The sequence below is a fragment of the Capilliphycus salinus ALCB114379 genome, from assembly GCF_047276495.1.
Taxonomy (GTDB): domain Bacteria; phylum Cyanobacteriota; class Cyanobacteriia; order Cyanobacteriales; family Microcoleaceae; genus Capilliphycus; species Capilliphycus salinus.
The window spans coordinates 5,823,947-5,837,685 of record NZ_CP178543.1 but is presented as its reverse complement, the minus strand read 5'-3'; the positions used below and the strand labels follow the sequence as shown (position 1 = coordinate 5,837,685).

14 protein-coding genes and 1 tRNA gene are annotated in these 13,739 nt (G+C 46.1%); 6 read left to right on the top strand and 9 right to left on the bottom strand.

The window, feature by feature from the left end; genetic code table 11:
• Positions 1 to 70 precede the first annotated feature (70 nt).
• The 4 genes from ACL6C3_RS23680 to ACL6C3_RS23665 all read left to right on the top strand — a co-directional run bounded on the left by ACL6C3_RS23680 (position 71) and on the right by ACL6C3_RS23665 (position 5,215).
• Positions 71 to 2,989, top strand: a complete 2,919-nt coding sequence (locus tag ACL6C3_RS23680; RefSeq protein WP_413161650.1) for a glycerol-3-phosphate acyltransferase — start codon at positions 71 to 73, stop codon at positions 2,987 to 2,989.
• Positions 2,990 to 3,066: 77 nt separating this feature from the next.
• Positions 3,067 to 3,891 carry an SGNH/GDSL hydrolase family protein gene (locus tag ACL6C3_RS23675; protein WP_413161649.1) on the top strand — a complete coding sequence of 275 codons (825 nt, stop codon included), beginning with the start codon at positions 3,067 to 3,069 and terminating at the stop codon, positions 3,889 to 3,891.
• A 113-nt stretch (positions 3,892 to 4,004) separates the two neighbouring features.
• Positions 4,005 to 5,018 carry a succinate dehydrogenase/fumarate reductase iron-sulfur subunit gene (locus ACL6C3_RS23670; RefSeq protein ID WP_413161647.1) on the top strand — a complete coding sequence of 338 codons (1,014 nt, stop codon included), beginning with the start codon at positions 4,005 to 4,007 and terminating at the stop codon, positions 5,016 to 5,018.
• Positions 5,015 to 5,215 carry a chlorophyll a/b-binding protein gene (locus ACL6C3_RS23665; protein ID WP_413161644.1) on the top strand — a complete coding sequence of 67 codons (201 nt, stop codon included), beginning with the start codon at positions 5,015 to 5,017 and terminating at the stop codon, positions 5,213 to 5,215. Before ACL6C3_RS23670 ends, ACL6C3_RS23665 begins: the two co-directional genes overlap by 4 nt.
• A 77-nt stretch (positions 5,216 to 5,292) precedes the next feature.
• On the opposite strand, the gene ACL6C3_RS23660 is transcribed toward ACL6C3_RS23665, so the two are convergent.
• From ACL6C3_RS23660 to psbX, 6 genes are all read right to left on the bottom strand, one after another.
• Positions 5,293 to 5,961, bottom strand: a complete 669-nt coding sequence (locus ACL6C3_RS23660) for a pre-peptidase C-terminal domain-containing protein (protein WP_413161641.1) — start codon at positions 5,959 to 5,961, stop codon at positions 5,293 to 5,295.
• Positions 5,962 to 6,067: 106 nt separating this feature from the next.
• Entirely contained in the window at positions 6,068 to 7,570 is a 1,503-nt protein-coding gene (locus ACL6C3_RS23655; protein ID WP_413161639.1) for a DVUA0089 family protein, read from the bottom strand.
• Between the two features lie 233 nt (positions 7,571 to 7,803).
• On the bottom strand, positions 7,804 to 8,334 hold the full coding sequence (locus ACL6C3_RS23650; RefSeq protein ID WP_413161636.1) for a TolB family protein: 531 nt from the start codon (positions 8,332 to 8,334) through the stop codon (positions 7,804 to 7,806).
• Between the two features lie 71 nt (positions 8,335 to 8,405).
• Entirely contained in the window at positions 8,406 to 8,939 is a 534-nt protein-coding gene (locus ACL6C3_RS23645; protein ID WP_413161633.1) for a TolB family protein, read from the bottom strand.
• A gap of 134 nt (positions 8,940 to 9,073) precedes the next feature.
• Positions 9,074 to 9,922, bottom strand: coding sequence for a Ycf66 family protein (locus ACL6C3_RS23640; protein WP_413161630.1), 849 nt, complete (start codon positions 9,920 to 9,922; stop codon positions 9,074 to 9,076).
• A 201-nt stretch (positions 9,923 to 10,123) separates the two neighbouring features.
• A complete protein-coding gene (gene psbX / locus ACL6C3_RS23635) occupies positions 10,124 to 10,243 on the bottom strand; it encodes a photosystem II reaction center protein PsbX (RefSeq protein WP_413161627.1) in 120 nt (39 codons plus the stop codon).
• 165 nt (positions 10,244 to 10,408) lie between these two features.
• On the opposite strand from psbX, the gene ACL6C3_RS23630 reads away from it, so the two are divergent.
• Positions 10,409 to 10,693: a YggT family protein gene (locus tag ACL6C3_RS23630; protein ID WP_413161625.1), complete on the top strand. Its 285-nt coding sequence runs from the start codon at positions 10,409 to 10,411 to the stop codon at positions 10,691 to 10,693.
• 5 nt (positions 10,694 to 10,698) lie between these two features.
• Here ACL6C3_RS23630 and accC read toward each other — a convergent pair whose 3' ends face one another.
• On the bottom strand, positions 10,699 to 12,054 hold the full coding sequence (accC, locus tag ACL6C3_RS23625) for an acetyl-CoA carboxylase biotin carboxylase subunit (protein WP_413161622.1): 1,356 nt from the start codon (positions 12,052 to 12,054) through the stop codon (positions 10,699 to 10,701).
• 217 nt (positions 12,055 to 12,271) lie between these two features.
• A complete protein-coding gene (locus tag ACL6C3_RS23620; RefSeq protein WP_413161619.1) occupies positions 12,272 to 12,481 on the bottom strand; it encodes a hypothetical protein in 210 nt (69 codons plus the stop codon).
• On the opposite strand from ACL6C3_RS23620, the gene ACL6C3_RS23615 reads away from it, so the two are divergent.
• A tRNA-Leu gene (locus tag ACL6C3_RS23615) sits at positions 12,452 to 12,532 on the top strand. The two genes, ACL6C3_RS23620 and ACL6C3_RS23615, sit on opposite strands and share 30 nt — an antisense overlap.
• A gap of 280 nt (positions 12,533 to 12,812) precedes the next feature.
• Here the strand turns inward: ACL6C3_RS23615 and ACL6C3_RS23610 are convergent.
• The gene (locus tag ACL6C3_RS23610; RefSeq protein WP_413161617.1) at positions 12,813 to 13,736 is read right to left on the bottom strand and encodes a diguanylate cyclase; all 924 of its coding nucleotides are present in this window, start codon (positions 13,734 to 13,736) and stop codon (positions 12,813 to 12,815) included.
• Positions 13,737 to 13,739: the final 3 nt, after the last annotated feature.

Sequence of the window (13,739 nt, the reverse complement as noted above, 5' to 3'; positions counted from 1 at the left end):
TCTTTTATTGCCGAATTTACCATCTAACGATAAAACATGAGAATATCATCTTACGCATAACTACAATCCAATGTTTTTTGGGAAACTAATCGTTTTCATTCTCAGTAGTTTTGGTTTGGGTGCTTTCCCTCTGACTCACGTTGTCGTTAGAATTTTCACGGGTATCGACCTAACGCAAGTCGGCACCGGTAACGTCAGTGTGGCCGCCGCCTTCACCCATGCCGGAAAAAAAGCCGGAATCGCCGCAGTTTTGGGCGAGATAGCCCGAGGAATTTTACCCGTGTTACTCGCCAAAGCCTGGTTTCCTGAGATTTCTGCCTTACAATTAGTAGGATTAATCTTTTTAGTCTTGGGTCGATATTTCATCGCTCGGGGCGGAGGCGTCACCAACGCGACTTGGGGGGTTCTCGTTTACTCGGTTACGGTGGCGTTGAGTACGGGCATCACCGGCTTCCTGATTTGGCAAATTGGGCGTTTAGTCACTCCCGCCCATCCCACTTTAGCCCGACTCCGGGGGGTGCGTTGGGGTTGTCTTAGCGGCCCTTTTTGGGTAGGATTATGGCGAATTCCCTTCTCAACTTCTCTTGCTGACTTTCTGTTTCAAATCTTGGCGGCTATCGGTTTGGCGGTCACTTTAGTTTTTATTAATTTGCGTCAAGGAGATGATTTTGGTTTGTCTAAAAAACAGCGTTTATCTACTTTATCTGAACCGTTAGATGAAAAAATTTACGGTGAAAAAGCGGCCCGATTAAGTCAACTCAAACGGGCGGGATTTAAAGTGCCTTCCGGTTGGGTTTTACCCGCCTTTGAACCCGAAACCAAAACTTCATCAAAATTAGAGAATTTTACTCTACCCCTTCCCAGTTCTCGCCTGCCTTTAATTGTTCGGTCTTCAGCGATTGGAGAAGATAGCGATAACAGTTCGGCCGCCGGACAATATGAAACAATTGGGCCGGTAACGACTCAGGCTGAATTATTTGAAGCGATTGAAACTTGTCGTCAGTCTTATTGGAGTTCGGAGGCAATTTCTTATCGGCGTCAGCGGCGAATTCCCGACGAAGGGATTGCGGTTTTAGTTCAACCTTATATTAGTAGTAAAGCCGCCGGGGTGATGTTTAGCCGTCATCCGTTGGATGGTTCGTCAAAAGTGATTATTGAGGCTTTACCGGACGGTGCCGAAGGAGTGGTTGGCGGGAAGTTTACCCCCCTTCATTTAGAAATTGACTTCAGCAACCTCGACCCGAAAAACCAAATTTTAAACCCGCTCAAAAATTCCTCTCTCATCCCCGGAAATATTATAGCAGAATTGGTGCAACTGGCTCAAGAAATTGAAACCTTTTATCACGGTTTGCCTCAAGATATCGAATGGGGTTGGGATGAGGAAAATATCTGGATTTTACAAACTCGTCCGATTACAAATCTTAGACCGATTTGGACGAGAACTATCGCCGCAGAAGTGATTCCCGGCACGATTCCGCCTTTAACTTGGTCGATTAATCGTCCTTTGACTTGTGGCGTTTGGGGGGAAATTTTTACCCTGGTTTTGGGTCAAAAAGCCGCCCAACTCAACTTTAACGAAACCGCCACTTTGTTGGGTTCTCACGCTTATTTTAATGCCACCTTACTCGGTGCAATTTTTCGGATGATGGGATTGCCGGAACAGGGGTTAGAATTCTTGCTGCGAGGTCAAAAAATGGGAAAACCTCCCATCAGTACGCTATTACCTTCTTTACCTGGTTTGTGGCGTTTGGTGCGGCGAGAAATGATTTTAGTTAAATCCTTTCAGCGAGATTATCGTAAAACTTTTTTACCCGCATTAAATCAACTCAAAGCCGAATTCAACACCCAATCTTTCCCGTTAAGTTCTCAATCTCTCGACAAACTTATAGACCGTGCCGAACGGATTCAAGACTTGCTCAAACCCGTCACTTATTATAACATTTTGGGGCCGATTGGCTTGGCGGTTCGACGGGCTATTTTTCGAGTGTCTGATGAATGGCTACCGACTGAAAATAACCCGGAAGTGATGGCGATGTGTTCGCTGCAAAAAATAGCCGATAAATTTCGAGAACAAACCCCCATTCATCAAACCGCTTCTTTCTCCGAGTTAGAACAACAATTCAATCAAATCTCGGATTTTCAAGCCGAATTTGACGCCTGGTTAAACACCTACGGGTATTTGAGCGAAGTCGGGACTGATATCGCAGTATCTACCTGGAAAGAACAGCCCGAAGTGTTTCGGAAAACCCTGTTTTCAATGATTCAAAATCCCTCGGTCAAAGCCGCAAAATTTAATCACAAAATCCTCAACTATTGGCAACGTTGGCGCCTGTCTCAATGTCGAGAACGGGCGATTACAAAGGGAAGAATTGCCGAAGTTTATGGGAAACTATTAGCCCATTTGCGATGGACGTTTTTGGCAATTGCCGAAAAAGCAGTCGCCGCCAATTTGTTAGACCAAACTAACGATATCTTCTTTTTAGAATTTGCCGAAATTCAAGATTGGATTCGTCACGAAAATACAACTTCTCTCAAAGCCAAAGTCAAAGCCAGACGAGAACAATTTGAACAAGATAAAAACATTCAAATTCCCGGTGTGGTTTACGGAAATACCCTTCCAAAAACCCTAACTTCTAGCCATCCCGATGCTGAAAATTCGTCAATTCTCACCGGAATTCCCGCGAGTGTTGGTTGTGTAGAAGGAACCATTCAAATTTGTCGCAGTATCGGAGATAGTCTCACCAACAACGAAGGAAAATATATTTTAGTTGTTCCTTATACAGATGCCGGTTGGGCGCCTTTGTTAATTAATGCTCAGGCGATTATTTCCGAAGTCGGCGGACAACTTTCTCACGGCGCCATTATCGCTCGCGAATATGGAATTCCAGCCGTTATGAATATTCATCACGCGGTTTCTCTGTTAAAAAATGGTCAGCGGGTGCGAGTCGATGGTTATCAGGGAACGGTGGAAATTTTATCGGAAAATTGAGTTAAAATATCCCCAGTTTAACCGAATCTTCGTTCGAGTTAATTTAAACCAGAGGAGTGTCAATCCCAACCTTTACTATGAATCCAAAATCTGGTATAATTTCCCAAATTGAAGCCCAAAAATTCCCGCCTTTTCTTTGCCTTCGAGCCGTTTCCGCCTTGCTAACGGTGGGAATAATTGTTAGTTTCCCCTCCACTCCCGTTGCGGTTGAACTCGCCCCCCCAACCCAACAGTTAACCCCCCTACAAGGAAAACAAAAAATTATCTTATTGGGGGATAGTATTACCCAAGCGGGGGGGAATTATGGCGGTTATGTTTGGTTGATGCAGCGTTATCTTAATACACTTTTTCCTCAATCCAAAATAGAACTGATTCAAGCGGGAATATCGGGTCAAACCTCCGTTGATTTACAACAACGATTTCAACAAGATGTCTTGGATAAAAAGCCCGATTTGGTGACAATCAACGTCGGCGTTAACGATATTATTCAAAGCTTTAAAACCGCCCCAAACGAGTCAGAAAATACCGCCAATATAGACCGCTACCGCCAAAATTTAACCGCAATGGTAAAAGCGGCAAAAGCTCGAAATATAGACGTTTTGCTCCTCTCTCCCACGATAATTAGCGAAGATTTAAACAGTCGAGAAAATATCCGTTTGCGGGAATACATCGCCGTCATGCGGGCGGTTGCGACTCAAAATCAATGTCGGTTTCTTGACCTCAATCTACCCTTTCGAGATGTGATTTTAACCTATCAACGCTATGGCGGACAATCGCAAAATATCCTCACTCGGGATGGAGTTCATCCGAATCTCGCCGGACATCAAATTTTAGCTTATACCATTTTAAAAAGTTGGGGAATCCCCGAACAACAAATTCAAAAACTACAAGTTCTCGAGTAATTAACCCGGATTTTATAAAGAAAACCTTTAGTTTTTAGGATGATCTTCACTAAAATTATAGCCAATCGTTCAAACAGTCCTTATACTAAGAAATAAAGCCTCACTCAAAAAAGATGCAAGTTCAATTTAACATTATTCGCCAAACTCAAGACAGCAGCCCCCGCATCCAAACCTACAAGCTGGATGTCGAACCCGGAAATACCATTCTTGAATGTCTAAATCGGATAAAATGGGAACAAGACGGTACCTTAGCCTTTCGGAAAAATTGCCGCAATACCATCTGTGGAAGTTGCGGAATGCGAATTAATGGCCGTTCCGCTTTAGCCTGCAAAGAAAATATCGGCAGCGAATTGGCTCGTTTAGAAAAAATAGCCGCTTCCAGTTCCGTTCCCCCCGCTTCAAACGGGCTTCCTGAAATTACAATAGCACCGATGGGAAATATGCCCGTCATTAAAGATTTAGTCGTCGATATGAAAGGGTTTTGGGATAATTTAGAAAAAGTTGAACCCTACGTTAGTACCGAAAGCCGAGCCATCCCCGAACGAGAATTTTTGCAAACTCCCGCAGAACGAGCTAAACTAAATCAAATGGGAAATTGCATTCTCTGTGGGGCTTGTTATTCCGAATGTAATGCCCTAGAAGTCAATCCCGAATTTGCAGGCCCCCACGCCCTCGCCAAAGCCCAACGGATGGTCGCCGACAACCGCGACGCGCGCACCGAAGACCGGATAGAACTCTACAATAAAGGAACCGAAGGGGTTTGGGGTTGTACTCGCTGCTTCAACTGTAACACCGTCTGTCCGATGGAAGTCGCCCCGCTGGATCAGATTACCAAAATTAAACACGAAATACTCGAACGCAAAAATGCCGGGGATAGCACCCCCATTCGTCACCGGAAAGTGTTAGTTGATTTGGTTAAACAAGGCGGATGGGTCGATGAACGCAAATTTGGTATTTTAGTAATAGGAAACTATCTCCGTGATGTCAAAGCATTGCTCGGTCTGGGACCGTTAGGGTTTAGAATGATAAGTCGAGGTAAGTTTCCCTTGAACTTTGAACCTTCTGAAGGTACAAAAACCGTGCGATCGCTAATCGAATCTGTTCAACGTCTGGAGCAACAAAAATGAGTTCTTCTACGCCTTCATCTACAGATACAGATGAATCCAATTCCCCTCCCAACTCCACCTACTCCGAACCCGCTTTTGGTTGGACTCGCTATGCCGAGCAGATTAATGGCCGTTTTGCGATGATTGGTTTTGTCATCCTTTTGGCGTTGGAATTCTTCACGGGCCAAGATTTATTCACCTGGCTCGGTTTGCGTTAAAACTTAGGGAAATTGACAGGAATGAGGCAATTGATTGATAATTACGACTCAATTTTCCCGTCCTCATTCCCCGTTTTTTACTTAATTTTCAGGTTGTATTTGCCCCGTCCTTTGTCATCGTAGGAATTCACAATCACCCGATAAACGCCATCACTGGGTAAAGTGACGGTAATTTGAGAATTTGAGTTACTCTGATTGATATCATCATGTTCTTCGAGCAACTTATTATCGGGGGTAAAAATCGCCAAATAAGTATCAAATTCACTACTATCGAGCGAAATTGTTACTTCCTGTCCTTGGGTTCCATCAAAGGTGTATTCATCATACAAACTGCCATCAGAAGCTAACACCGAGTCACCTTCGCTGAGTTCGCCCTGCTCATCTAAAATTAAATCAGATGACTCTACATTCGTCTCAGGAGACTCGGGAGCCGCTTCCGGGTTAGGAGCCGGAGTCACTTCGGGAGCCGGAGATTCAGCCGGAGATTCAGCCGGAGATTCAGCCGGAGATTCAGCCGGAGCCGGCGTTTCTTCTGGCATCGTCGGACTCATTTCACCTTCTGAGGAGGGTTCGGTTTCGGGAGAAGGTTCGATTTCTGAGGGGGTTTCCTGAGCCTGCAACCGATCCAACTGAATGGGGTTGCTCCCCTGTGAATTCCCGTTGGTTGATGAGGAACGATTAACAGCATGAGCCGGAAAAACGGTCAGTAGGCTAGCAATCACAGCCCAAAATTGAATTTGACGCATAAATAACCTCAGTGGGACACAAAATAGAAAGTCAGATCAACTCAATTGACAAGTTTAGATGTACACTCCCATCGGAGCGCCCGAATCGATCTCGACTGGTAGATATTTATCGAACGGTTAGCAGATAGTTACCTTGACCTGTACTATCATAGGCGTTGACGACGACTCGATAGCGGCCTGTCATCGGTAAAGTTACAGCGAGGGCGGCATTTTTCTCAGACGAATTGGCATCGTCATTTTCTCCCACAAGCTGACCATTCGGACTAAACAGAGCCACATAGGGATCGAAATCGGAACTTTCGAGTCGAATTGTAACAGCCTGACCCGCTACCCCATCAAAGCTATACTCCTCATAGCGACTCCCATCAGAAGGAAGAACGGCGCTGGTGTTATCTAAAATGCCTCGTTCTTGTAAAATCAAACGATTAGAACGTTCGGTCGGAGTGAGGCGATCGTTAGCAACGCGAAGTCTTAATCGATAGTCGCCCGATTCTCCCGCCTCATAGGAATTGGCTAAAAACGTATATTCGCCATCGGCCGGGAGGGTGATCGTAATTTTGGCATTTTTATCGCCACCGCTATCATCATCTTGAGCGAGTTCACTGCCATCAGAATTTAACAAAATTAAGTAAGGATCTAAGTCCTGACTGGTCATTTCTATAGCAATTTGCTGACCCGCTTTTCCCTCAAAAGAATACATATCATAAAAACTATTATCAATCGGTAAAATACTGTCATTTTCATCGAGGCGACCGGTAATTTCCGGGCCGTTGAGAATCAATTTTTCCGAAGGTTCGCCCGCAAAAGCCAAAGGTCTTTGAGATTGGGCAACTCGCGGCGCCCGTCCTTCTTGGACCGCCTGCAAAAAGGGCGGCACTTTATCGACAGAAATCGCGAAACCAATGCCGATATTGCCCCCGCTGCGACCCCGCGTAAAAATTGCCGTATTCACCCCAATTAATTCGCCTTTGCTATTGAGTAAGGGTCCTCCCGAATTTCCGGGGTTGATCGCCGCATCGGTTTGAATGAGATTTCGCTGTCCGTCGATGCGACTGACAATTCCGATGGTAAAGGTTCCTTGAAATTGACCAAAAGGATTCCCAATCGCAAAAGCCCGCTGACCGACCCTGACCGAACCCGGTTTGGCAATGGGAATGGTCGGTAAATTCCGAGCGTTGCGAATTTTTAGAACCGCTAAATCTAGCCCATCTTCTCCAAAGGCGATCACATCGGCGGTCATTTCTTGACCATCGGCTAACGTCACCTTGACATCTCCCCCTTGGGAAACGACGTGAGCATTGGTTAAAACCATGCCGTCGGGTGAGATAATTGTACCGCTACCGTTGGCTTTTTCCGTATCGATGGAAACGACTGCCGGACTTGCTTGTTCGTAAACCCGAATGTTCGTTTCTTCCCCGTCGTCTTGAGCCAACAACAGCCGGTTAGATGGATTGATCGCACGATTGAACTTCAAATGGGGTTGCTCGGCGGTTGGGGCTAAGTCTGGTAAAAGGGTTTTAGAAGAACTCGCATCAGCCCCATTAACGTTAACTGTCGTTCCCAGGGCTAAGAGTCCAGATGTTGCTAAACTCAAAAATTTCAGATTCATTTTTCGATCCCGCTGAATTGACCACCAATATTAACTTACAAGGTGGGTTGGAAAACGGGGCGGGTCTACCGCTTTCCGATTGGACAATCAGAAGCTCAATCAGTTTGTTAACTGAATTCCCTGCTTAAATGTTAGCTTCTGGGTGATTGAGTACATGAGTCTCAGTCGTCTAAATACATTAATTATAAATCCACTCAGATTGGCTCACCCATCAGGAATTGTTCTCTGGGAGTTTAGCGAGGAACTAATGGTAAATTCAGGGGTTGTCCGTATCGATTATAAACAAGGATATCCCACTGACCGTTTACGCTCGATTCAAAGGCGACGATTCCCCCTTCTCCGCTCATGGTCGGATTTCGCACTTCCGCTTGTAGGTTTTGAGTTAAATTCCGCAGTTGGCGAGTTTCCCGGTTGTAGAGGTAGATGTCGGACTGTTTTCCGCGAATTCCGAGAAAAGCAATGTATTGACCATTGGCGGAAATTATCGGGGCTTCGGCGATCAGATTTAAGCTATTTAATCCGGGTAAATCGACCAAGCTTTTTTGTTGTCTATCGTACAAGTAAATATCTTGTCTTCCCCGTCGATCTGAGGCGAACACAATATAGCGATCGCTGATTTGGGGGTCAAACTCGGCGGCGGGACTATTGAGGCTCGTTTCGCTCCCCTCGACTGGATATTGAATGATGCGAGGAGAGCCAACACAGCTTGTTAGCAAAAATCCGGCTATGAATAGAATAATAATAAAGTTCAGACAACGTTTCACAGACTTGGCTTGCTCTTAAAGTCAGTTTAATTAAAATTCGTCAGTTTCGCGACAAGTTTTTTGACAGAAAACTATTCTTGAGTTTTATCTTTATTTTCGACTCGATCCACTCGATCAAGTTCGATGTGAGACCCTCTATCTAAGACTTCTAAATCCCATTGACCCCGACGCCCGGTTTCAAAGATAATATAGCGACCATCCGGGCTAATTCGCGGATGGCGTATCCAACCCCGATAGCCACCAGATACAATCTGGACGTGACTGGTTTTGCGATCGTACAGTTCGATTTCGGGACGGCCCGAATCGCTCGCCATATACACCAGATAACGCCCCGTATTGCTCAGACTCGGATTTTCGGCGATCGCATCCCCGTGATTTAACCCCGGTAAGTCCACCAATTCCTGTCGTTGTAAATCGTACAGGACGATCTGACGGTGGCCGTTGCGGTTAGAGACGTAAGCCAAATACTGACCGTTCCCGCTCAATGCGGGTTGCTGATCGTTGGCTGAACTATTGAGGGCGATCGCAATTTCTCCGGGTAAGACCAACATCAATCCCAGGATGACACTAATGGCAAACTTCGCGATCATTTGAAGCCGTTTCATTAAATCGATCTCCGAGAACTTCCACTCAATGAGTTAGAGGAGAGAAACCCCAGCAAAATTAGCAGTTCCCCTCCTCGTTAGTTGATTTCCAACCATACAGCCAGCAATCTTTTCTCACCCTTAATTCTGAGCGACTAGGGGTTTGAACTCTCAAAATCGTCGTCAGAATAATCCACAGGTCGATAGTCCACATAATCTGTCGAACTTGTGTCTGTCTCCGGGCGATCGACAATGCGGCTTCTCGAACGAATATCTTCGGGAGGACGAGTTTTTCTCGGTCTAGACGAGGGTCTAGTCGGGTTTACATCATCCCAACGGTTTTCATCGCGATCTAAGGGACTTTCTGTTCGTGATGTCGGACGACTGCCTCGACTGCGAGAGGGGCTTTCCGGTGTAGAATCGATAGAAGCTTCCCATTCATCGGAATAGGAACGGGTCCGACTCTCCGGACGGGGACGAGGACGACGGGTCGAGCGATCGCTGCTGCTGGGTCGATCTGCGGTGCTTCTGCGACTGTTCGGACGACGACGGGGCGCTTCATCCTCATAGGGGTCTGAGCGACTTAAACGGCTATCCCGGCTTCCTCTAATTTGACGCGCCATCGGTTGATATTCATCAGTGGGTTCGAGTTCGTCGAGTTCCGCATCAACTCGATAAACATCACTCACATAGCGATCTTCGTCTACAATGGGCGATGAGCGTTCTTTTGCCTTAGCGGTTGCCAAACCCCGCAGACGAATACTTTCGACGGCGAAGAAGATTGCACTTCCCGTTAACAGAAATTGACCAAAAGCCAAAATCGGATCGAGTCGCCATCCCTGAAACAGTAAAATCCCGCCACAGAGTAAGCCAACCGCCGCAAAGAAAATATCGTGATCGCGGGCTAGCTTGGGACGCCATGACCGGAGGAAATACAATCCCGCACCGGAAACTGCCAGGATAATCCCCAGCAGACTGCTCCAGTTCAATCCTAAATTAACCATACTTTGATTCTCCTATGCCAGTCCTATCAAGTGCGAGTTCTCTGTCTCTTCTCTAGTTTAGTCCGAGTCTACAGGCTCGCTTTGTTGTTTAGCTAGCCCTTAAGGTTTTATATATCCACAGAAATATTTTTTTAATGGAGAGTTCGGGTAAGGAATTGAGTTCAACCCCACTCCTTACCCCGCAAACCACTCTCGACCCGATTAAGAACGGATGATCTTATCTTTCTGAGAGAGAACCAACAGACCAACGGTGGCTGGAACCACAACGATTAAAACGCCTGCCAGTAAGCTGTAAAGGAAGTTTGCTAACGAAGGGGTCATAGTAAGTCGATCCTTAAATTTACAAAAATTGCTTTAATTTTATCATTTTAACAACAGGTTACACCGTTGAGCGATTGAGTTGGCTCCTTAGTTTTCAGTTCCCCACAACCCGCTAAAATAAGGATCAATAGTCGCAGTGTAGAACGATCGAGTTTTCAGCAGAATATGACCACCCTGACCGCCGTTAGTTGGATTTTGGGCATTTTCCTGGGGATAATGACCTTTTTCTTTATTTTTCGGATTGTCCTAACTTGGTATCCCCAAGTTGATGCCAGTCGCTTCCCCTTTAACGTGATTGTCTGGCCGACCGAACCGTTTCTCGCCGTCACCCGAAAAATCGTTCCCCCGTTGGGCGGAGTCGATATTACCCCAATTATCTGGGTGGGAATTTTCAGCCTGTTGCGGGAAATTCTCCTCGGTCAACAGGGCTTACTCCGAATGATCATGTAAACGTTTTATTCCGATTGACGTTTCATCCACTGTTCAACAAAATTGGTGTAAACCTCACCTTTGAGAAATTCTGGAGTTTCCAAAATCTTTTGATGAAAACCAATCGTTGTGGGAATTCCAGTAATGGCAAACTCCCGTAAAGCCCGTTTCAGGCGGGCGATCGCACATTCGCGATCAGGACCCCAAACAATCAATTTCCCAATCAAAGAATCGTAATAGGGCGGGATTTCATAGTCGGTGTAGACATGAGAATCAATTCGCACCCCATTTCCCCCTGGGGGAAGATAGGCGCTAATTCGTCCGGGACCGGGGCGAAAATTGTGATCGGGGTCTTCGGCATTAATCCGACATTCGATCGCATGACCTCTCAGTTGTACCTGTTCTTGAGTTAAGCGCAATTTTTCCCCCTGAGCCACCCGAATTTGTTCGGCGATTAAATCTAGCCCCGTGATCATCTCGGTAACGGGGTGTTCTACCTGGATGCGGGTGTTCATCTCCATAAAATAGAAATTCCCCGTCTTATCGAGCAGAAATTCTACCGTTCCCGCTCCAGTATAGTTAATCGACTGAGCCGCTTTGATCGCCGACGATCCCATTTTTTCCCGCAGTTGGGAACTCAAAGCGGGACTGGGTGCTTCTTCAAGCAGTTTTTGATGACGTCGTTGGATCGAACAGTCCCGTTCTCCCAAGTGAATCACATTTCCGTAACTATCGGCCAAAATCTGAAATTCAATGTGACGGGGTAGTTCGATGAATTTTTCTAAATAAACCCCCGGATTCCCAAAAGCCGCTTCCGCTTCTCCTTGGGCGGCTGCAAACAGTTTCGGTAGTTCCGCCGGATCGCGCACCAGACGCATTCCCCGCCCTCCTCCGCCGGCTGTTGCTTTAATAATGACCGGATAGCCGATTTTTGAGGCTATTTTCGCCGCTTCTTTTTCGCTCGTCACCAGGCCATCACTCCCCGGTATTGTGGGAACTCCGACTTTTTGCATGGTTTCCTTGGCGGTTGATTTGTCGCCCATTGAACGGATCGCTTCCGGCGTCGGGCCAATGAAAGCAATGTCGTGATCGGCGCAGATTTCCGCAAATCGCGCATTTTCCGCGAGGAAGCCGTAGCCCGGATGTATGGCCGTGGCGTTGCGGGTGAGGGCGGCTGAGATAATGTTGGGTATATTCAGATAACTTTTACCACTGCTCGGTTCGCCGATGCAAACGGCTTCGTCCGCCAACTGAACGTGTAGGGCGTGGCGGTCAATGGTAGAGTGGACGGCAACTGTGGCTATACCCAGTTCCTCGCAGGTGCGGAGGATGCGTAGGGCAATTTCCCCCCGATTGGCAATTAGGATCTTAGAAAAGCGCATCTTCTGTGCTGCTCGATCAATAATCTGTTTATCCTAAACTGTTTTGGTCAACAGGGAAAGATATTTCGTCAGGGAATAGGCAATTTACAGTCACTCATTACCCTCCGGGAACGTCCGTTGCTTCGCGACTATTCCGCCAAGTCAGCACTGCAACACCTGTCACCAGCGCGTTCCTTGCGACCCGGCGGAATAGTCGGTAGCAAAGTTTGTAAGAGAGTCACCAGTTATTAGAGTTGTCAGTTAACAGTTTTTCGGCGACTCCCGACTCCCAACTCCCATCTCCCCCTGCTCCCCCTGCAAAGCCTTCGATTTTTCCTGTTGCTCTTCTCAAATTTTGTGCTATGATAGAAGATGCGCTGTGAAACGTTCGGTTTAACGGAAGTTTCGAGCAGCCCAAGCGGATGTGGCGGAATTGGTATACGCGCACGTTTGAGGGGCGTGTGGCTTTGCCTTGCGAGTTCGAGTCTCGCCATCCGCATCCCCAAAATTAGCCAAAAACAAAATAGTGAACTGAAAGCATAACTTTTCAACAATTGAGGGGTTATGCTTTTAAAATTGGGGTGAGTATTTGCAACAATATCGTTGGGCTATTTTTTCTTGGGCTATTTTTTAAATTACAAAAACCCCATGATTGATGCCTAGAAATTGGGTTCTCTAGCGATTAAAAAACTTAGAGATCGCTATCCGAAAAAGCCTATTTTAGAATAAGTTTTTATAAAAAAACAGATAAATTTTAAACCGAATATATAAACAGGCTTTTACTGAAGTTCGCACCAACTAATGACCTGATTTCGTCCTTGGGCTTTGGCTCGATACAAGGCTCGATCCGCCATTTCAATTAAATTTTGAGGAGAAATTTCATTACTGGGAATAAGTTCCGCGACTCCCAAACTCAAACTAACATAATTTGAAACCTGAGAAAAAGCATGATAGAGATGCAAAGACTCAACATTTTCTTTAATTTTCTCAGCTATATTTACGGCTGACTCTAGAGGTGTTCCCGGTAGAATCACGGCAAATTCTTCTCCGCCATATCGAGCCACAAAATCCGATGCACGCTGAACCGAACCCGCCAAAGTTTGTGCAACTTTTCTCAAACATTCATCGCCTGCGGTATGTCCGTAACCATCATTAAAGTTTTTAAAATAATCAATATCGAGCATAATTAATGCGAGGGGAGTTTGAGTGCGTAGCGCCCGCCTCCATTCCTTGTCAAACACGGTATCAAACTGGCGCCGGTTTGGAATTTCAGTTAGCCCATCAATACCCACCAAACGTTCTAAAAGATCTTGCTTTCGCTTTAAATTGAGATGAGTTTTTACCCGGGCGACCACTTCTCTGGCACCAAAGGGTTTAGTAATATAATCAACTCCCCCCACATCAAACCCCTTGACCTTACTTTCTTCATCGTTTAACGCCGTCATAAACAGGATGGGAATGGCTTGGGTAGCGGGTTCGGATTTTAAACAGCGACAGGTTTCAAAGCCATCAATACCGGGCATCATCACATCAAGTAAAATCAGATCGGGGAGAGCAAACAAGGCCCGCTTGATTCCCATTTCGCCGTTGCGTGCAGAAATAACGGTCAATCCTGCGGGCTTTAAAGTGTCAATAATCACCTTAATGTTGGTTTGATCGTCATCAATAACTAAGATCACCCCATCATCGTGACCATCTTCCATAAC